We start from the raw sequence: 19450 nt of genomic DNA, 5'->3' as shown, positions 1-19450 counted from the left end.
GCCATGAGCGCACTCTCACGCGAGTCACGCAAATCCATCCCGGTTTCGAAACATATTGCGCCTGTTCCTCCCCTCCGGCAGTCTGGAGCAACAACAGATCAGACCGAACAGGGTCAGCGAGGTTTCCCCAGCGTGCATCCAGTCAGTCCGCCTTCTGCCGTTCCGGCCAGCGCTCCTCATAATTCCATCAGTCAGCTCAAAACCCGACACATCGCTATGATCGCTCTCGGCGGGGTCATCGGTGCGGGTCTCTTCGTCGGCAGCAGCGCTGCCATCGCCGGCGCAGGACCCGGTGTTCTGTTTACCTTCGTTTTCACAGGTGCGCTGGTTGTCATGGTCATGCGCGTGCTGGGCGAAATGCTTATCGCCCGCCCAGGCCTCGGCTCTTTCGTCGACTACATCCGCGAAGGCTGCGGCCCCCGTGCCGGCTTTGTCGCCGGCTGGCTCTACTGGGGCTTCTGGGTCGTCACTGTCGGCAGCGAAGCCATCGCCGGCGCCATCCTCCTCCAGGACTGGATCAGTCTTCCCGTCTGGCTTGTGGCTGCCTTTCTGGTCATGGCGATCATCCTGATCAACCTCACTGCTGTCGGCGTCTTCGGCGAATTCGAGTTCTGGCTCTCTCTCATCAAAGTGGTCAGTATCGTCGGCTTCTGCGCGCTCGGCATCCTTTACCTGTGCGGCATTCTCGGCGGACACCCCACCCCGCTGGCGACATTTTCCGGCCATGGCGGCATCCTGCCCCATGGTATCGGCGCGCTCGCCGCCGTTCTCCCCACCGTCCTTTTCTCCATGGTTGGCTGCGAAATCGCCACCATTGCCGCAGCCGAATCCCACGATGCGCCCCGCAATCTCTCCCGCGTCACCCGCACCACCGGCACCCGCATCACCGTTTTCTACATTACCTCGTTTCTTCTCATCCTCAGTATTAAACCCTGGAACGAAATAGCTCCCGGCCAGTCGCCCTTCGTTCTTGCGATGGACGTCATGGGTGTTCCCGGTGCTGCCATCCTCATTCGCCTCGTCGTGCTCAGCGCCGTCATCTCCTGTCTCAATTCCTCGCTTTTCGTCACCGCCCGAACCCTTCGCAACCTCGCCCGCCACGGCGAAGCCCCCGGCATGTTTGCCTCCGTCTCTAGAACTGGCGCGCCCCGAACTGCCGTGACCGTCTCCGGGATCATCGGCCTGCTCGCAGCCTTCTCGTCCGTCCTTGCCCCGGGAACTGTCTTCGCTTTCCTCGTCGGCGCGACCGGTGCCGTCATGCTGTTCATTTATCTGATGATCGTCATCGCTCATCTGCGCATGAAACAGGCCGCGCAAACCTCGGGCACGCCATGGTCCTTCAATTCCGTTCCCCTCTTCCCGGCCGCCAACTACCTGACCATTGCCGCTGTCCTGATTGTCGTCATCGCTATGGCCATCGATTCCTCTCAGCGCATGACACTGATCGCCAGCCTGAGCACCACGCTGCTGACTGCGCTCGCCTGGAACTTCATTCCCGGAGCCCGGAATAAAAAATAGTCGTCCATGCGTCTCCGGATATATTTTGGCTGATACCATCCAGTTCAGAGACACAAACAGAATATTGACGTGGTGAGACGTTTCGGGACATCCGCTGCTCTCAGCAGTATTTGTTTGAGCCTCTCCGGTTGCGTGGCCAATGCAAGAACCCACGTCACTACATCAGCTTTGGCGCAAAGAATCGTCGATATATCGGGATCGAATTTTATCGTGTCCTCGACAAGATCATCACAAAAAACCCTGATATCATGCTGGATTACCAGTGCCGGTCGACAGCGACTGCTCGCAGGAAAAATCCAGGTCACAGCGAGCCTTGCAGATTACCCGGAAGCTCTCGCATTTCACGCAAACGGATACCCGCTACAAATGTAACTAGGCATCCATTGCCGCAACGAGTCTGCACTACGTTCCCGCAGCAGGATATACGGGTTTTGACCTTATTGAGGCGATGCGCTCAGTCCCTCACGGAAACGTTGGAGCTGTAGCGATGCGTGTCCACGTCACGACTGAGCCGGACATTAGTCCGGCAGCGAATGCGCAGCCTGCAGTCACACGCAGGACGGACGTAGTCAGAAACAGACGAACGCCCGATCCTGTGTCGCGAGACGGTTTTTTCTTTACCGAATCCCCGTCACCAGATTCTCATATCCTTCCGGTGCCTGTGCGCCGATCCCGCCAGCCGGCTTCGGATATCGCAGGCCGTTATACTGCAAAGGATCGAATGTCATCGTCTGGTCCGGCGTCGGCAGCTGTATCTGATTCCAGCCCCCACCCAGCGCCCGAATCAGCCCGACCGTCGCCTGCACAGACCGCGCCGCCACCTGCACTTCAGAAATCCGGGAATCCAGCGCAGCCTCCTGCGCCACAATCGCGGACAGATAATCGGAAACACCTCCTTTATACAGCGTCATCGTCATGTCCTGCATGTCCAGCGCCGTCCCGACAGCCTGCTTCAGCCGGGCATCTTCAGCCCGCAGAAGCCGCGTCCGCGACAACTCATCCTCAATCTCGCGAAATGCCGAAAGCACCGTCGAACGATAATCATCCCGTGTCTCCCGATAAGCCGACCACGAATACTGCAGCGAAGCCCGTCGCAAGCCGCCCTCAAAGATCGGCATCGATGCCGTCGCGCCATATGACCACATACTGTTCGCCAGTTTCGCCAGATCGAACCCGTTGGCGTGAAAACCTCCATCCGCATTCAGCGAAATATGTGGATAAAACGCTGCCCGCGCCACGCCGATCGACCGGTTCGCCTGCGCCATCACCCTTTCGGCAGAAGCAATATCGGGCCGGCGCTGCAACAGTTCAGACGGCATTCCTGTCGGCACATCGATATCACGAAATCTGAACTCATCCTGTGGCTCAATGTGAAAACTTTCCGGCGCCGTATTGGTCAGGATCGCAATCGCATGCTCCGTCACCTCGCGCTGCGCCCGCAGATCCAGCTCCGCCGCCTGTGTCACATAAAGCTGATTCTGCGCCCTTGCGAGATCCAGACGCGGCGCTGCCTGATTGACCAGCTGCGTGTGAGTCATATCCACCGCCTTCTGAAAATACGCGATGGATCGGCGATAAATCGCCTCCTGCGCATCATACCCACGCAACGCGACATAATCGCTGGCCAGATCAGCCTCGATGCTTAGCCGCGCTCCGGCAAAATCTGCCGCCTTCTCCTGCGCCGCATATTTGCTCATCCGAACCTGATTGCGGATCTCTGACCAGAAATCGGGCTCCCAGGATGCCAGACCGCCATAAAATTCATCTGTCTGCGTAATAGCCCCCTTATACCGGAACAGAGCGTCCGCTGACTGCTTATTGTCAGACGCTCCAAACGCCATCCCGAAATGCGGCAGCAGATCAGCCCGCGCCTTCATGACCAGCGACCGTGCCTGCGTAAACCGCTCCGCCGCTGCCTGAAGATCTGCGTTCTGCGCAATCGCTTTCTCTTCCAGCGCATCCAGTTCCGGATCACCAAAGAGATGCCACCAGTCCGACGGCAACTGCATATCTGCAGGCGTCGCCCTCGCAAATGGCGACTGCCCGCTCCAGCTATCCGGGACAACGAAATGAGGAGTCTGATAAGCCGGAGCCAGATCGCACCCGGACAGCATCAGCATCCCGGAAAGACCGATCACCGCAGAGACAACGCGCCCCGTCCCGCTCCGCGCCGGAGCCATCAGAGACACTCTCATCCCTCGATCTCCTGGTCGTCCTGCTCATACCCCTTTTCAGGCACCACCACGCGAACTTCCTGCCCCTCCAGCAAATCAGCCGGCGGATTACGGATAATACGATCCCCCGGCTGAATCCCTGAAATTACATCCGTTCTCGTATCGGCCATCCGCCCGACCTGAATATTGCGGAAATGCACATGGTTCGTGTTGTCGACAATCGCGACCTGCATCCCCTTCTCTTCAAACACCAGCGTGGACGTCGGAATCCTCTGCACTCCACTCTCCGCAGGTGCCGTCAGATGAACTGAAGCAAATGTTCCTGGCCACAGCAGATGATCCGGATTGTCGATCGTAAACTCCGTGACTGCGGTGCGCGTGTTCGGGTCATAGCCCTTCGCCACCGTTAAAAACTTTGCCTCGAATGTGTGGTTGGGAAACTGCGGCACGGAGACTGTTGCCGTCATGCCAGGTTTGAGGATGTAGGAAAAAACCTCCGGAACAGACACAAAGAGCCGCATGCTGTGAATGTCGGAGACCGTAAAAATCTGGTTCGCTTCCCCGGATGCGCTGTGCTCGCCACCACCTGCGCTGACGTAATCGCCGACGTTAATGTCACGCGACGTCACGATGCCATCGAACGGTGCCACAACCGACTTGAACTTCTCCAGCGCCTCAAAACGATCTACATTATGTTGCGCCGCTTCCATCTCCGCATAACCGGATTTCCTGTTGGCATCGGCAACTGAAACCGACTGCCCCGAAACAGCCTGAGACTGCGCCATCGCATGCCAGCGTGCCGCGCTCACAACCGTCAGGTTATACTTCGCTGCTGTCGCTTCGTAGTCTGCTTTCGCCTGCTGATACTGAGCATCCAGACCCGGTGCATTCACATCAGCCAGAACATCGCCAGCCTTCACTTCAGCACCGAAATCTTTATACCACATCTTCACATACCCGGATGCCTGCGGATAAATCGGTGCCTGATACCAGGCATCGATCGTCCCCGGAAGAGTCAGCGTCAGCGTCTTCGCTCCCGGCTGCGATGTGATGACCTCCACATCGGGGATGGCATTATGTGCCGTCAGTTCACGCAGACTTTTCGATTCATGAATACGCGAGATCACGATCCAGCCGGAAGCGAGTGCAAGCACGCACACGCCAGCGAGCAGGGCGGGATGATGACCGGTTGAGCGCGCCATCAGACTGTCTCCTTACGGGAAGATTTGCGGCTGTAGAAAATTGCGTAAACACAGGGCACAAACAGCAGGGTCGAGATCGTGGCCACAATCAGACCACCAATCACTGCCTTACCCAGAGGCGCATTCTGCGAGTTACTGATCGACATCGGCACCATGCCGACAATCATCGCGCTGGCCGTCATGATCACCGGACGAATACGCCCGTAACCTGCCTCCAGCGCTGCCCGTAGTGGCTCGCCGTGAATCTCCAGACGTTCACGGGCATAGGACACAACCAGGATCGAGTTCGCCGTCGCCGTGCCCATGCACATGATCGCCCCCGTCAGCGCAGGTACTGACAGATGCGTGCGCGTCAGGAACAGGCTCCAGGCAATCCCCGCCAGCGCGCCAGGGAGGGCCGAGATGATGATGAACGGATCAAGCCAGGACTGAAAGTTGACGACAATAAGAAGATAAATCAGCACGATCGACACCATGAGGCCGCCGAGCAGTTCCGCGTAAGCACTGCTCATCGTTGTCGCCTGTCCGTCGATGTCGACAGCAGCCCCGCGTGGCACATCCTTCGCCGTCGCAGCAACCTCACGCTGCACGCCCTTCAGAACCGTCCCGAGATCGGTGCCTTCCGCAGACACATAGATGTCAAACGCTGGCATCGAGTTATAATGCGATACCTCACCCGGCGTGCCCGTTGCCTTAATCCGGCTCATCGCGCCCAGAAGCTGGAACGATTTACCCGACGGATCAGCATCCCCTTTATCAACCGGGATCGTGAGCAGGTCATTGTAGTGCGTGAGCTGATCCTGAGAGACGTAGGTATTCAGCGTGAACGTCACACCCATTTTCGGGTCGTACCAGTATTGCGGATCGACCTGTGAGCTGCCCGCAAGCGTCATCAGCTCGTTATCCGCCAGGTTCCCTTCCGTCACACCGGTCGCCTGCTCGAAGCTGCGATCACCTTCCACAAACAGCGTCGGCGTCTTCATTGTCTGCTGCAGCGAAACATCCGCAGCCCCCGTGACCTTCCGCAACCGGTTCACCAGTTTCAGTGCGTATCTGTAGCTCTCGTCCAGATCAGGACCGCCGATCTTTACGTCAATCGGTGACGGTGACCCGAAATTCAGAATTTTCGCCGTCAGATCGGCAGGCTGGAACGTAAATACCGTGCCTGGAAAACTCGCTGACAACCCTTTCCGAAGGACGGCGCGGTAATCCCACACAGGAGACGCCTCATCGTTCAGCGTAATCGTCAGATCGCAATCCTGCGTGCCCAGTGTCGGCGTCGGAATGAACGCCTGGTTATGTGGCCCCTCGGGAAGGCCGCAGTTGGCAACAACATCATGCACTTTACCCGGTAGCAGCGCATCGATCCGGTCGGCGGTCAGCGCCGCAATCCGGTCCGCAACTTCAATGCGAGCCCCCAGCGGCGCACGCATATGCATCTGCAACTGGTCGGATTTGATCTCCGGAAAGAAGTCCCGGCCCGAGATAAAGTACAGTCCGCAGGACAGCACCGAAACTCCGAGAAAAACTCCCACAAAAGCCAGACGTCGCTCAATCAGCCGTCCCAGCAAGCCGCGATAACTCTCGCGGAACGCCGTGAATTTACGCTCGAACCCCTTCTGAAACCGCGTGAAAGCATTTTGCCCGTGGGGCAGAGCCTCGTGCTCCTCTCCATGAAGTCCCGGCTGGATGTGTCCCGCCAGCAGGAATTTTGCCATCGTCGGCACCAGCGTCCGCGACAGAATGAAAGATGCGATCATCGCAAAGATGATTGCTTCAGCCATCGGCATGAACAGCCAGCCCGCCACACCGCTCAGACCGAACAGCGGCAGCCAGACAATGCAGATACAGGTGGTCGAAACAAAAGTCGGAATAACGATCTGATTGGCCGCATCGATAATCGCCGGCTCAAGCTCCTTGCCCTCCTCCAGATGCGTGTCGATGTTCTCGATCATCACCGTGGCATCATCGACAAGAATACCAACCGCCAGCGCCAGCCCGCCCAGCGTCATCACGTTGATCGTCTGCCCCGCCCAGCCCAGCGCAATCAGCGAGCACAGAATGGCCAGGGGAATGGAAGTCGCAATGATCACCGTTGAGCGCCACGACCCGAGAAACAGCAAAACGACAAGCCCGGTCAGTGCCGCCGCCGTCGCCATCTCCCTCATCACGTCATGAATGGAGTCGATCACAAAGCCCGAAGCGTCATTAAGAACGCTCAGATGCACCGTCGACGGCAGTACCGCCTGCAGACGCGGCATCATTTTCTTCACGCCGTTAACCACGTCCAGCGTCGAGGCCTCACCGCTCTTCATCACCACCATGATGACAGCCTGCTTACCCTTGACGATCACGCTGTTCGTCTGCGGATGGCCGCCGCGATACACATCGCCAACGTCGCGAATATAAACCACCGCATTGCCGACCCGTTTGATCGGAATATCCGCAATGTCCTCCAGCGTTCGAGGTGTCGCGTTGGTCTGTACCATCCAGTCCGTCGGCCCGATCTTCTGATCACCCGCCGGACGCACGACGTTCTGGCTGTCCAGAGCAGTCTGCACATCCATCGCTGAAAGATGATGCGCCTGAAGCTGCTGCTGGTTCAGCGCGATCATCACGAAACTGTCCATGCCGCCATAAGGATGCGGCACAACAGCCCCCGGAATCGTCACCAGCAGAGACCGCATTCGGATGAATGCCAGCTTGAACAGATCCGACGGCGTCATTGTGTCCGAAGTCAGCTGCAACGAGATCACAGGAACCGAAGATGCCTCCAGCCTCATGATCATTGGTGCGGCAATATGCTCCGGCAGCTGTTGCAGCACCGTCTGCGAGATGGCCGTCACATCTGCCTCGGCAGCCCCGATCTCAGTGCCTGGCTGGAAATATATTTTCACAATTCCACGACCATAAAAGGAGTCAGCCTCCATATGGTCGATTCCCTCCACCGTAGAGGTCACACCCTGCTCGAAATTGTACATGATGCGCCCGGCAAACTCATCGGGAAGCATCCCCGAATAGCTCCATACCACCGCAATGGCAGGGATTCTGATGTTCGGAAATACGTCCGCAGGCGTCTTTCTGATCGAAAGAAAACCCATCAGAACAATAAGAATGGAAAGAACGACGAACGTGTAGGGACGTCGCAGTGCTGTAACGACTATGGCATTCATTGATCTGCCTTACCCTGTGAAATCATTGCGACGCCGCCGTCCAGGGCAGGTGCAGGAGGCTGCGTTCATGTCCAGGCACCGCCCTCTTATGTATGATTTAACGGTAAATCACGCATGCATAAGAGGCGTATCTGGACATCTTTTGACATATATTTGGAAAAATAATTTGTCATATAAATTAGCGTTTAACCGTTTCGGATAACGTATCGGAACCGGGCGTCCGGCTTCCGCCCGGACGTCATGCTGGCCAACCGGGTCCGCCTGTCCTAAGAGTCATTCCGAAAATGACGGACCACGAACCCAATAGCTCACCGGCGGACCACAGCAGCGCCGACAGTCCTCCTGAATGGACAGTGAAGTCTGAAGCAAACGACACGACCCTGGTCGTGCGTGGGCGCTGGACCATTGATGACGGCGCGACCCTCTCCATCCCGGCTGGCGCTCTGACGCCATCTCATGCTGCTGCCGCCACGCAGACGCTTCATGTTGACGTCAGCGGGCTTGGACAATGGGATTCCTCCCTCGTCTCCTTTCTCTGGACAGTGAAACAGGCCGCCGCAAAAGCGAACATGGCCTTCGATCTTGCCCAGCTACCAGATGGCGTGCAGCGCCTTTTCGCTCTGCTGCCCGCCGAGCCCGAACCACCGGCGAAACACCAGCAACGTCCCTTCGCCCCGCTGCAGACCACAGGCATCATCGCACTCGACACACTTCAGGAAGTTGGTGCCCTGACAGAACTGGGTGCAGAGACCGCACGGGGCTCAATCAAAGCCCTTTCCGGGCATGGCGGCATGCGCCTGCGTGACCTGTTCGTGAACATCTTCGATGCCGGACCGTCCGCGCTTCTCATCGTCAGCGTCGTTAACTTCCTCATAGGCGCCATTCTTGCCTTTGTCGGTGCCGTGCAGCTTCGCAAATTCTCTGCCGACATGTACGTTGCCAACCTCGTCGGCATCGCCTGTGTCCGCGAACTCTCCGCTGTCATGACCGCCATCATCATGGCCGGCCGTACCGGTGGTGCCTACGCCGCCCGCATCGCTACCATGCTCGGTAACGAGGAAATCGACGCACTGAGAGTCTTCGGCATCCCCGTTTCCAGCTACATTCTTTTGCCGTCGATTCTGTCACTCATGCTGATGATGCCGCTGCTCTATCTCTATGGCTGCGGCATGAGCATTATCGGTGGCTACGTGGTCGCCACCGGCATGCTCCCTGACGTGACCGGTGCGGGTTATCTCAACCAGACACTCGGCGCCATCGACCTGCATCAGTTCGAATTCGGTTTCGCGAAATCAATCGTGTTCGCCATCATGATCGGCCTGACCTCCTGCCAGATCGGCCTCAGCGCAGGCCGCAGTGCCGCTGATGTCGGCACGGCCGCCACCCGCGCCGTCGTTGTCGGCATCGTCGGCGTCATCGCACTTGATGCTGTTTTCGCCGTCATCGCCAACATACTGGACATCTGATGGCAGACGGGCAGACAAGAGAAACAGCGCGTAAACCGGAAGACGATGCCCTCCTTTCCCTGCGCGACATCACCATCGGCTACGGCACGAAGGTCATCCAGAGCGATGTTTCCCTCGACGTTCGGCGTGGTTCGATCTTCGCAATCATGGGCGGCTCCGGCTGCGGTAAAAGCACGATCCTGCGGAGTATGGTTGGCCTCCTCCGCCCTATGAGCGGGAAATACTCCGTGGACGGCGACGATTACTGGTCAGGCCCTGACAGTCATCGGACAGCCCTGAATCGCCGCTTTGGCGTCCTTTTCCAGAGCGGTGCGTTGTGGAGTTCCATGACTGTCGGAGAAAACATCTCCCTCCCTCTGGAAATGTTCACGCGCCTTAATAAAGACATGATCCGCCATCTCGTCGAAATGAAACTCGGCCTCGTCGGACTTTCCCATGCCATTGACCTCTATCCCTCCGAAATCTCCGGGGGTATGTGCAAACGCGCCGGTCTCGCCCGTGCCATGGCACTCGATCCGGATGTCCTGTTCTTTGATGAACCTTCAGCCGGCCTGGATCCCGTTACCTCTGCCCGCCTGGACGATCTCATTCTGACGCTCAGAGACGGTCTCGGTGCCACCATCATCATTGTCAGTCACGAACTCCCCAGCCTGTTCGCTATTGCCGATGACGGAATTTTCCTCGACGCCCGGACAAAAAAACCGATCGCGCATGGCTCACCCCGCGACCTGCGTGATCACTGCACCGATCCTCAGGTCCACGCCTTCATGAACCGCGAAGCCAGAACAGAACCGGCCGGGGCCGATACAGCCAGAAAAGGTCAGAACGCCAATGGCAAATAAATCAGGGATCGGCAAACAGACCCTTGTTGGCAGCTTCGTTGTCGGCGGTGTCGCCCTCGGTCTGGGCGCCCTCATCTTCTTCGGCAATGTCAGTTTGTTCTCAAAAAACAGGCATGCCGTCATCGTATTCCAGAACTCCGTCAGCGGCCTGTCCGTCGGTGCCCCCGTCACCTTCCGCGGCGTCCGCGTAGGCTCTGTCGACAGCGTCACCCTGCGCTATGACCCCGCTACCCGCCACGCCTATATTCCCGTGGATATCAGCCTGGATCCGAAACAGGTCCACGTCATGAAGTCTCCCGGCTTCCCGTCGCGTAATCTCGACCTGCGCGAAACCGTGGCCCACGGTCTGCGCGCCGAACAGAACATGCAGAGCTTCGTCACCGGCACGGTGAATATCAACCTGGATTTCTATCCGGGTTCTCCGGCGGAATTTCATCCGCATGTAAGCGATCTGCCGGAAATCCCGACACATGAATCCGCCATTCAGAAGATCAAAGACAGCCTGCAGGATCTGCCACTGAAAGAACTTTCGGACAACGCGAACGAAGCCGTCCTCTCGATCCGTGAGGTCGCCCGTAATCTTGATTCTGATCTTCCGCCACTTGTCGCGAGTCTGCGACAGTCGTCACAGGACTCTCAGGAAACCCTCAAAGCCGCAACACGGGCTATCAACGATCTGCAGGGTAAACTCGACACCACTCTCCTCAATATGGACAAGCTGATGCGCACGAGCAACGCGCAGCTCGAAGCACGCGGAACCGATCTGCACCAGACGCTGACAAGCGCCACCAAAGCTACCGATCAGGCCCGCAAAACACTGGAAAGCGTTCAGGGAATGCTCTCTCCCCGTTCTTCCGATCGTGACAATCTGGATTCCGCGCTCCGTGATATCGCCGCCGCCGCGGCTTCGCTTCGGGGTTTCGCAAGCGATGTCGAGCGCAACCCGCAGCTTCTTCTGATGGGACGCAAGAGATGATCCATTCGATCGTGACTGCCAGAGGTCTTCGTTCATCGTTTCGGGAGATGAGCATGCTCACCAGAAAGAAAGTCGGTTTTTCGGCCGCGGCACTGTTTTTCTCCGTCTCCCTGTCTGCCTGCGCCGGGCCTCCGCTCCAGCTTTACACGCTGGGGGGGGCGGCTACGCCAGCCGGTCAGGCTCAGGGCCTCGTCGCTCCCGGAACGCCCGTGCTTGAGATTCGCCGTGTCTCACTGCCTGATTATCTCGACACACAGGACATCGTTGTTCGGAACGGCCAGTCTCTGGACCGCAGCCCGAATGGCCGCTGGGCTGAACGGCTTTCCGATGGCATCACGGATTTTATCGTTGCCAGAGTTGGTTCTGCCCGCCCGGATATCTTCGTAACCGGACAATCTCTGACAGGGCCAGCAACTGCGCGACTGGCAATCAGCATTACCCGTCTGGACGTTGCAGCATCCGGAACTGCGATCCTGGAAGCAAGCTGGGCTGTCATTCCGGCAGATGAACACCAGCCGGAAGGACAGCTTCAGCGCGGCACCATCTCAGTTTCCGGTCCGTCAAAAACCGATGCTAACATTGTAACGCTAACGAACACTCTGATCCGGCAGCTGAGTGACAGGATTACACAAAGCCTGCCAGCCCGACTGTAAAGCTGATAGCAAAAAAGGGTCTTTCAGAACGGTCCGGACGTATGACCACTAACATCCGTATTCATAGGCCCTCTTCCGGGAAAAGTGGCTGAGTTTCGGTTTCCGGGTTCATAACCAACCGGAGGCGCACTTTCCCTCGTCAGCAGCAATGGCTTCGTTGCACTGCGCCGCTTCCTGCCGATATGATTCAGATATAGTTGCCAGGAAGTTGTCGCATGCCGTCCTTATTACCCCGACTGCCACAGCTCCCGGGCAGCAAACTGCTGAAACAGCAGCTTGCCCGCCGTATTTCTGATGTCTTTAACGATCGCAGCCGGGGCGAAAGTCCCGTTATCCGCCAGACTGACGCGCTGTTTCCTCCCGGCCATGTCGCCAGACGCGTCCATGGCGACGTCGTTTCCATGACCGTTGGAGGTATTGCAGCTCTGCTGATGCAGATGCTCCATCCTGCCGTCCTCGCCGGCGTCTGGGATCACTCCGGTTTTCGTGACGATATGGATGGACGCTTGCGCCGCACCGCCCGCTTTATCGCCGTCACAACCTATGGTCACCGTCGGGACGCTCTGGCCGCCATCGCACGGGTCAGAGCAATCCACGATCACGTCACCGGCACGCTACCCGATGGAACACCCTATCGTGCCAGCGACCCCAGGCTTCTCGCCTGGGTCCACCTCACCGAAACTACCAGTTTTCTCGCCGCCTGGAACCGCTTTGCCGAACCCGGTATGAGCGGGAAAGAGCGTGACCGGTATTTTCTCGAAATGGCCCAATTGGGTAATCTGCTCGGCGCGGCGCCCGTTCCGACCTCGGAATGCGAAGCCCGTCAACAGATCAACGACAGGCGTAATGAACTCCGGAGCGACGACCGCAGCCATCAGGTTTCCCGTCTCCTGCTCGAAGGCACGTCGATTTTTCCTGGCGGAAATATGTCGCGTCGCCTGCTCACACAGGCCGCTATCGACATGCTTCCATCCTGGGCGCGTGAGATGCATGGTCTGTCGTCATCCGGACCGGGAGCGCCCCTGATCGGGGCAGCAACATTTGGCGCTGCGGAAGCGATTCGGTGGGCCTTCCGTCCATGACCGGCAATGAAACGGGATATTTTCACTCTACCCATGGAGATCATCCATGTTCACTGCGACTGTGGTGCAAAATGCATTCAATTGTGTATGCCAGCAGCACGCGCGACTGACTTCCGGTCCCGCACAATCCCGCATGACGGCAAAACCGTTCTCCTGAATCTTTAAATAGATCGGTTTTACTAAATTCTCATCTATAGTGACGCGCTTCCCGTTTATTACTAACAATTCTGACTAAGGAATCGCTTTTCAGGATCATCCCGGACATCGGGATAATAACTTACGTCTATTACCAATGGACGTCGTTATTGTCAGGCAAGCAAATTACCTCATTCGCCCCGCACCGTCAGAGTTTCATTGTCTGATTTCAGCCATGCAGTAAGTCTTTCTGTGACAACCGTTGGCGCCAGCCGGTTTTTACCCCTCAAAGCACATTCCCAGACCGTTGCAACCCGCCAGCCCATTGCCTGCAAACGGGTCACAGACATCGCATCATTCTCTACATTGCGCCCGATTTTCTCCCGCCAGAATGCATCGCGTGTCGCGGGCCACTTGAAAAGATGACAGTCGTGATGATGCCAGAAACATCCATTTACAAAAATAACTGCCTGATACTTAGGGAAAACAAGATCAGGTTTTCCCGGAAGATCCCGCACGTGAAGCCGGAATCGAAATCCCGCCGCATGCAGTGTCTTCCGGATCATGATTTCCGGTTTCGTATGACTTCCCCGAATCGCAGCCATATTCCGACTTCTCGTGGCCGGATCATGAACATCCACCACAATCAGATTACCTCAGCTATCACATCTGTCGCCTGTGATGACTTCTCTTTTTGCAAGAGTGCCAGAATATGAGGCAACATCACGCGTGCGACTTCTGCAAAAACCGGCACTGCTACTGAATTTCCAAACTGTTTATACGCTTGCGTATCTGAAACCGGAATCCGGAAATCATCGGGATATCCCATCAGTCGGGCACATTCCCGAGGTGTCAGACGTCTTGGATTTCTGTCGGCTCCCCGGTCAATAAGAATTTCAGAGCCATCTTTATAATACCGTGCCGAAAGCGTCCGCGTAACATCATCCGGTCCCACCAGGCCAAATCCGAACCCGTTTCCGGCTGCCTTATGTTTTGATGCATAGTTTTTCAAATAAGCCCATAATTTATCGGTCAGGACATATTTCGGGTTCACCATCCCGCCGGGTGCTATCGTGTAGGGCTCTTCGACCGATTCAGAGCCGTCTTCCGGATGCAAAATATCCCGAAGTCGAAACAATCCTTTCTCCGGCAATAGCAAATCATCCCAGGAGAACGGTACATCCTCACGAAAACCAACAATCGCAATACGCTCGCGATGCTGTGGCAGACAATGCTTCGCATCGATCACCCGATGCCAGACGCGATAACCCAGCTCGTCCCTCAGTGTACGAAGAATAACCTCAAAAGTTCTTCCATGATCATGGCTTTGCAGGTTCTTCACGTTCTCCAGAAGAAAAGCTGCGGGCTTCTTGTCTTTCAGAATGCGGGCAACGTCAAAGAACAACGTACCCTGTGCCTCACAGGCAAAACCATGACTACGCCCCAAAGAGTTCTTCTTTGAAACCCCGGCAATAGAAAACGGCTGGCATGGAAAACCCGCCACCAGAACGTCATGATCGGGAATATTTGTTGTCTCAACCTGCGTAATATCGCCTTCAATCGATCGGTTGTCCGGGAAATTTGCCACGTAGGTCTGTTGTGAAAATTTGTTCCATTCTGATGTAAAGACGCAACGCCCCCCGACCGCATCGAAGCCCCGACGCAATCCGCCAATGCCGGCAAAAAGATCAATGAACGTAAATTGCGTGGATACTTTCTGACTCAGCCGGTTTTCAGCCAGTGACCGCAACATCCGGAGAACCGTTTCCCGGGGCACAGAGCTCCCATGATCCCAGCGATAAATCTGCCGCAAGCTACATCCCAGAGCCTCGGCTGCCTCATTCACAGTCAGCCCCGTCTGCGCCAGCAGCCTGGAAAACTCGTTGTCCAGCATCCTATCTCCGGGCCATTTTGTGACATGGTGTCGCGCACCACCCAGAAATACAAGGTCTTACACCAACCCCTTTAAGGCCCCCGGAACAAGCACGTCTGTTGGTTTCAAAGCGTGTGAGACATTTTTCCGACGAGTGAACCGGGCGCTCCTGCCTGATCTTCTTCCGTGTCCATGCCGCGGACATTCAGGATCGTGACGGGCTGTCGATGTGCTGGCAGCGATACGCAGGCGCCTCCCGTGGTTTCGGCATATCTTTGCCGATGGTGGCTACGCAGGCGACACATTGCGCTCTGCCCTCGTCGGCATGAGCGAATGGGCCATCGCGATCATCAGGGGTTCGAGGTTTTGCCTGGCCGATAGATTGTCGAACGAAACTTCGCATGGCCCGGTCGCTGCGGACGGCTCGCCAGAGATTGGGAAAAATCCACTGCCTCGTCCGCCGCCCGGAGTTTGACAGCCTCGATCCGCATGCTCACCCGCAGAACCGCAAGGTATCGTTAGTGCTGAATAACTTTCGAAGCAGGCTCTGAGGGGCTGACCGAATATGCATTGAGTGAGTTCAGCAGATGTTGAATCACAGAAGACTGATATCACTCAAACTTATTATCCACGTGCATTCCAGGTGAGACACTGACATCCGAAAACTATTCACATAGCAAACCTTGTTGGTTCGTAATGGAACTGCCTGCCATGTCTGCACACAGAATCAAAAACCCGGTCAGGAGCACGTGGTCAGAAACCACGCCTCCTGTTGCGGACATCACCCAACCGGCATCGGGTACATCGCGCAAAGCTTGTTCCCGTCAGGATCCCGCAGATACGCCAGGTAAAGATCCCCGGTCGCTGTTTTCCGAATCCCAGGCGGATCTTCAACGGCTTCACCACCATTTGCCACACCGGCCCGGTGCCAGGCCTCGACGTGCTCAGCGCTATCCACCGCAAACCCGATCGTTCCGCCATTTGCAGGCGTTGCCAGTTTTCCGTTAATCGGCTTTCCAATCACAAGACGCTCCTTGTGATGAGCGTAAACCAGTCGGCCTTTCGCGTTTACCTCAGACGGCGGTATACTAATCGATTCAAAAATCGCATCGTAAAACTTTTTGGACCGCTCAATATCATTACTACCAAGCATGATATGACTGAACATCAAATGCCTCCTTTGTGACCAAACAAAGCCTGCCATTTGAAACAGAGTCCGGCTACCCCGGAAACAGGTCGTCAGGCATATGGTCTTCGCGTCCCTTCGCCCCTGAATCGCCAATAATGGAAACCCGCGATATGCTGGGCTGACCACTGATGGAATAATGCCCTGTCATGACTCTCTCCGATAATCCTCTTCCCGGATCAGCCATCCTCTTCGATCTGGACGGAACCATAGTGGACTCGCGGACCGGCATCATCGACAGCATCCACAGTACCCTGAGAGATCTTGGCCACAAACCAGACCTGGATCACGATCTCAACTGGGTCGTCGGCCCTCCGCTCCGTGATCTCATTGGTGAAATCCTTCTGCATTACAACGATACACGTTGCGATGAGGCTATGGAGTTCTACCGCCGGAATTACGAAGCCAGCGGCATGAAACGCACCCCCGTCTTCGCCGGTATGCGCGAGGTTATCAAAACAGTCTGCGGCACTGGCGCGCGCCTGTTCATCGCCACTTCAAAACCCGCGGCTCTCGCCCGCGCCATCCTTAACCAGAACGACCTGCTCGGGTACTTTACTGAAGTCTACGGTGCCCGGCCCGATGACAGCGGTGCGGAAAAACCGGAACTCATCGCCGCAGTCCTGCGTGACCATGAAATCGACAATCACCGTGCCATCATGATCGGAGATCGCCGCTTTGATATCTCCGGTGCGCACGCCAACAATATCCGCGCCCTCGGTGTCCGCTGGGGCTACAGCGGCAAGGGCGAACTCGAAGATGCCGCTCCCGAAGCGATTGTCGCCGAACCGGACGATCTTCCCGCGCGCATCACGGCGCAACTCGCAGCCGAGATGCTTCACATCCATCAGAAAAATCCAGCGTAACCCCGTGCCATGCGTTACCCTTTCAGGATGGCTGCATGGTGCTTCAGATGATCCTCAGCGAAGCTCTGAATGAACCAGTAAGAGTGGTCATATCCGGCATGGCGACGCAGTTCGAGCTTTTGTCCGGCCGCCTTCGCCGCTCCTTCAATGTGCCACGGTTGCAGTTGTTTCTCCAGAAACTGATCAGCGTTGCCCTGATCGATCAGGATCGTCGTCGGATGCGTATGACCTGCTGTGAGCAGTAGTGTCGCGTCGTGATCCGCCCACCCTGTCTGGTCCGGTCCCAGGTAAGTCGTGAAGGCTTTTTCACCCCATGGAACAACAGCCGGATGTACAATCGGTGCAAAGGCTGATACCGATTTCCACAGGTCGGGCCGGCTCAGGGCGTGGACGAGCGCGCCGTGACCGCCCATCGAGTGTCCCATGATGCCACGCCGCGTTCCATCGATCGGAAAAACAGCCTCGGTCACTGCGGGTAATTCCCGGTCAAGATAACTCCCCATCCGATAATGAGCGCGCCAGGGGGCCTGTGTTGCATCAAGATAAAATCCGGCGCCGACACCAATATCCCAGCTTTCCGCCTCGCCCGGAGTGTTCGAGCCACGTGGTGACGTGTCAGTTGCGATGAGCGCCATGCCATGTTGTGCGGCGAACCGCACAATGCCCGACTTGGTTAGAAATGTCTCATGGTTGCATGTAAGCCCCGCCAGCACATGAATGACCGGAACGGGTTTCTCTCGCGTGGCTTCCTGTGGAATGAAGGCGCCAAAGCTGGCGACGAGATCAAGTTCTTCGGACTGATGGCTGTAAAATCCGATCTGCCCGCCGTCACAGATATGTTCGGAATGTGTCGTAAGGGCCATGACAGAGTTCCTTCGTTTCCGATCCCGGGCATTCGCGATCATGGACATCTTAGTCCGATGTGACACGTGATGCACCCGTCTCCGGTTTCCGGATGATGCCGTTCAGCCCGAATTGTCAGGCGCTGTCACGCTTTACGCTGGCATGTCTGCATCATGACAAACAATAGTCGGGACCATCATCCGCCCCTGAGTGGCGTTGTCGGGGCGGCGAAGCTATGCCAACAAAAATGTCTGACGAAACGAACGCATTGAAGCTGACCGGCATAAAATCCGTCATCAGCTCCGAAAGGTAAAGGATGGCATTGCAGGATGATCGTTAATAAACGGATCGGCCTGACTATATTGCTCCGCGAGAGCATCGGTATCCTGCTTCTCCTGGGAGCGTGGGATTTCGTGGTCGTGATGCTCTACCAGCTCTTTCACCAGGAATGGATGGAGATCCCGACCCTCCCCATTTCCCTTATCGGTTCGGCTCTGGCGCTGTTCATGGGGGTCCGTAACAACAGCGCCTACGCACGCTGGTGGGAGGGACGGACACTATGGGGCGCCGTGACCAATGATTCGCGCTCCTTTGGCAGGCAGGTCGTTTCAATTCTCGGCGGCCGTCGTGATCTGGTGCGTGCCATGGCCGCTTATCCGCACGCCTTGCGCTCGGCTCTGGGTGAGGTCGACGGCTCAGACGATGTGAATCGACTGCTCGCACCGGAAATGGCCGCACGGATTAAAGGATGGACCAATCAGCCGAATGGCATTCTTGTGCAACTCGGTATCGGTGTGACCGAAGAAGCGACCCGGCTCGGGATCGACGGTGCCCTGCATGGACAGATCGATCGAATGCTCTCAGATCTTGCCAATGCCCAGGGAGGCCTGGAACGCATCCGGAAAACGCCGCTGCCGATCCAGTATTCCGTAGTGCCACGTGCGCTGGCCAACCTTTTCTGTATTGTCCTGCCAATCTCGACTGTGCAGACGCTCGGGTGGGTCACACCTCTCGGGTCGTCCCTTGTCGGATTGCTTTTCATCGTACTCGATAAGACAGGCGCAGACCTCCAGGAACCGTTCAGCAATTCTCCACACGCTCTTCCTATGGCATCCATGGCGCGCACGATCGAAACCGACCTGCTGCAGTCCATTGGTGAGCAGCCCGGCCCGCCCGTCAGGATAGAAAACGGGATCCAGCCGTGACGTAAAAGTCGCACTACGGATCACAAGATGTTCAACTGCCACGCGGAATGTTGACCACGTTACCATTCTGTCAGAATTTGATCCTTTATGACGTTTGTTTGCTGGGTGTCCCGGTAAGATCTGTTGTGTCGATGACATTTAGTCCGCCATGCAGCAGAGACAGGACGCTGTAGCTGAAGGACCAGGTTATCGTGATTGAGGCAGCGCCGTCTTCCGGAACGCACAAACAGAATCGATCACGGCGTGGGAAATCCGT

Annotated in this window: 15 protein-coding genes and 1 pseudogene; 9 read left to right on the top strand and 7 right to left on the bottom strand. The window is 56.7% G+C overall.

Annotated elements, in window-relative coordinates; translation table 11 throughout:
- Positions 1–3 precede the first annotated feature (3 nt).
- Positions 4–1518 (top strand): amino acid permease, encoded by a 1515-nt coding sequence (locus GOB85_RS00595; protein ID WP_173575674.1) that lies wholly within the window; start codon positions 4–6, stop codon positions 1516–1518.
- A 617-nt stretch (positions 1519–2135) separates the two neighbouring features.
- Here GOB85_RS00595 and GOB85_RS00590 read toward each other — a convergent pair.
- The 3 genes from GOB85_RS00590 to GOB85_RS00580 all read right to left on the bottom strand — a co-directional run bounded on the left by GOB85_RS00590 (position 2136) and on the right by GOB85_RS00580 (position 8067).
- Positions 2136–3638: an efflux transporter outer membrane subunit gene (locus tag GOB85_RS00590; protein ID WP_242011214.1), complete on the bottom strand. Its 1503-nt coding sequence runs from the start codon at positions 3636–3638 to the stop codon at positions 2136–2138.
- A gap of 71 nt (positions 3639–3709) precedes the next feature.
- On the bottom strand, positions 3710–4894 hold the full coding sequence (locus GOB85_RS00585) for an efflux RND transporter periplasmic adaptor subunit (RefSeq protein ID WP_173575673.1): 1185 nt from the start codon (positions 4892–4894) through the stop codon (positions 3710–3712).
- Positions 4894–8067 (bottom strand): efflux RND transporter permease subunit, encoded by a 3174-nt coding sequence (locus GOB85_RS00580; protein ID WP_173575672.1) that lies wholly within the window; start codon positions 8065–8067, stop codon positions 4894–4896. Before GOB85_RS00580 ends, GOB85_RS00585 begins: the two co-directional genes overlap by 1 nt.
- A gap of 284 nt (positions 8068–8351) precedes the next feature.
- Here GOB85_RS00580 and GOB85_RS00575 point away from each other — a divergent pair, with 284 nt between their 5' ends.
- The 5 genes from GOB85_RS00575 to GOB85_RS00555 all read left to right on the top strand — a co-directional run bounded on the left by GOB85_RS00575 (position 8352) and on the right by GOB85_RS00555 (position 13086).
- Positions 8352–9533 carry an ABC transporter permease gene (locus tag GOB85_RS00575; RefSeq protein WP_173575671.1) on the top strand — a complete coding sequence of 394 codons (1182 nt, stop codon included), beginning with the start codon at positions 8352–8354 and terminating at the stop codon, positions 9531–9533.
- On the top strand, positions 9533–10375 hold the full coding sequence (locus GOB85_RS00570) for an ABC transporter ATP-binding protein (RefSeq protein WP_173575670.1): 843 nt from the start codon (positions 9533–9535) through the stop codon (positions 10373–10375). Before GOB85_RS00575 ends, GOB85_RS00570 begins: the two co-directional genes overlap by 1 nt.
- Positions 10365–11351, top strand: coding sequence for an MlaD family protein (locus GOB85_RS00565; RefSeq protein ID WP_173575669.1), 987 nt, complete (start codon positions 10365–10367; stop codon positions 11349–11351). Before GOB85_RS00570 ends, GOB85_RS00565 begins: the two co-directional genes overlap by 11 nt.
- A gap of 53 nt (positions 11352–11404) precedes the next feature.
- Complete coding sequence (locus tag GOB85_RS00560; RefSeq protein ID WP_173575668.1) at positions 11405–12004, top strand: PqiC family protein; 600 nt, start codon at positions 11405–11407, stop codon at positions 12002–12004.
- A gap of 215 nt (positions 12005–12219) precedes the next feature.
- Entirely contained in the window at positions 12220–13086 is an 867-nt protein-coding gene (locus tag GOB85_RS00555) for an oxygenase MpaB family protein (protein WP_173575667.1), read from the top strand.
- Positions 13087–13412: 326 nt separating this feature from the next.
- Here the strand turns inward: GOB85_RS00555 and GOB85_RS00550 are convergent, their stop codons facing one another.
- Positions 13413–13862, bottom strand: a complete 450-nt coding sequence (locus GOB85_RS00550) for a very short patch repair endonuclease (RefSeq protein WP_338421613.1) — start codon at positions 13860–13862, stop codon at positions 13413–13415.
- A 5-nt stretch (positions 13863–13867) separates the two neighbouring features.
- Positions 13868–15115, bottom strand: a complete 1248-nt coding sequence (dcm, locus tag GOB85_RS00545) for a DNA (cytosine-5-)-methyltransferase (protein WP_173575665.1) — start codon at positions 15113–15115, stop codon at positions 13868–13870.
- Between the two features lie 152 nt (positions 15116–15267).
- On the opposite strand from dcm, the pseudogene GOB85_RS00540 reads away from it, so the two are divergent.
- Positions 15268–15616 (top strand): annotated as a pseudogene (locus tag GOB85_RS00540) (transposase); the annotation flags it as partial.
- A gap of 259 nt (positions 15617–15875) precedes the next feature.
- On the opposite strand, the gene GOB85_RS00535 reads toward GOB85_RS00540, so the two are convergent.
- Positions 15876–16262: a VOC family protein gene (locus GOB85_RS00535; protein WP_173575664.1), complete on the bottom strand. Its 387-nt coding sequence runs from the start codon at positions 16260–16262 to the stop codon at positions 15876–15878.
- A 167-nt stretch (positions 16263–16429) separates the two neighbouring features.
- Here GOB85_RS00535 and GOB85_RS00530 point away from each other — a divergent pair, with 167 nt between their 5' ends.
- Positions 16430–17146: an HAD hydrolase-like protein gene (locus GOB85_RS00530; RefSeq protein ID WP_173575663.1), complete on the top strand. Its 717-nt coding sequence runs from the start codon at positions 16430–16432 to the stop codon at positions 17144–17146.
- Between the two features lie 14 nt (positions 17147–17160).
- On the opposite strand, the gene fghA is transcribed toward GOB85_RS00530, so the two are convergent.
- Positions 17161–18009, bottom strand: coding sequence for an S-formylglutathione hydrolase (gene fghA / locus GOB85_RS00525; protein WP_173575662.1), 849 nt, complete (start codon positions 18007–18009; stop codon positions 17161–17163).
- 309 nt (positions 18010–18318) lie between these two features.
- On the opposite strand from fghA, the gene GOB85_RS00520 reads away from it, so the two are divergent.
- Positions 18319–19194: a bestrophin family protein gene (locus tag GOB85_RS00520; RefSeq protein ID WP_173575661.1), complete on the top strand. Its 876-nt coding sequence runs from the start codon at positions 18319–18321 to the stop codon at positions 19192–19194.
- Positions 19195–19450 lie beyond the last annotated feature (256 nt).

This window comes from Acetobacter fallax, from assembly GCF_011516735.1.
Taxonomy (GTDB): Bacteria; Pseudomonadota; Alphaproteobacteria; order Acetobacterales; family Acetobacteraceae; genus Acetobacter; species Acetobacter fallax.
The sequence above is the reverse complement of the archived record's forward strand: the minus strand, read 5'-3'. Positions and strand labels throughout refer to the sequence as shown.

What these genes read in the sequence shown, in the direction of transcription:
- GOB85_RS00595 (WP_173575674.1), top strand. Translation starts at nt 4, where the DNA reads ATGAGCGCACTCTCACGCGAGTCACGCAAATCCATCCCGGTTTCGAAA.
- GOB85_RS00590 (WP_242011214.1), bottom strand. Translation starts at nt 3,638, where the DNA reads ATGCTGATGCTGTCCGGGTGCGATCTGGCTCCGGCTTATCAGACTCCT.
- GOB85_RS00585 (WP_173575673.1), bottom strand. Translation starts at nt 4,894, where the DNA reads ATGGCGCGCTCAACCGGTCATCATCCCGCCCTGCTCGCTGGCGTGTGC.
- GOB85_RS00580 (WP_173575672.1), bottom strand. Translation starts at nt 8,067, where the DNA reads ATGAATGCCATAGTCGTTACAGCACTGCGACGTCCCTACACGTTCGTC.
- GOB85_RS00575 (WP_173575671.1), top strand. Translation starts at nt 8,352, where the DNA reads ATGACGGACCACGAACCCAATAGCTCACCGGCGGACCACAGCAGCGCC.
- GOB85_RS00570 (WP_173575670.1), top strand. Translation starts at nt 9,533, where the DNA reads ATGGCAGACGGGCAGACAAGAGAAACAGCGCGTAAACCGGAAGACGAT.
- GOB85_RS00565 (WP_173575669.1), top strand. Translation starts at nt 10,365, where the DNA reads ATGGCAAATAAATCAGGGATCGGCAAACAGACCCTTGTTGGCAGCTTC.
- GOB85_RS00560 (WP_173575668.1), top strand. Translation starts at nt 11,405, where the DNA reads ATGCTCACCAGAAAGAAAGTCGGTTTTTCGGCCGCGGCACTGTTTTTC.
- GOB85_RS00555 (WP_173575667.1), top strand. Translation starts at nt 12,220, where the DNA reads ATGCCGTCCTTATTACCCCGACTGCCACAGCTCCCGGGCAGCAAACTG.
- dcm (WP_173575665.1), bottom strand. Translation starts at nt 15,115, where the DNA reads ATGCTGGACAACGAGTTTTCCAGGCTGCTGGCGCAGACGGGGCTGACT.
- GOB85_RS00535 (WP_173575664.1), bottom strand. Translation starts at nt 16,262, where the DNA reads ATGTTCAGTCATATCATGCTTGGTAGTAATGATATTGAGCGGTCCAAA.
- GOB85_RS00530 (WP_173575663.1), top strand. Translation starts at nt 16,430, where the DNA reads ATGACTCTCTCCGATAATCCTCTTCCCGGATCAGCCATCCTCTTCGAT.
- fghA (WP_173575662.1), bottom strand. Translation starts at nt 18,009, where the DNA reads ATGGCCCTTACGACACATTCCGAACATATCTGTGACGGCGGGCAGATC.
- GOB85_RS00520 (WP_173575661.1), top strand. Translation starts at nt 18,319, where the DNA reads ATGATCGTTAATAAACGGATCGGCCTGACTATATTGCTCCGCGAGAGC.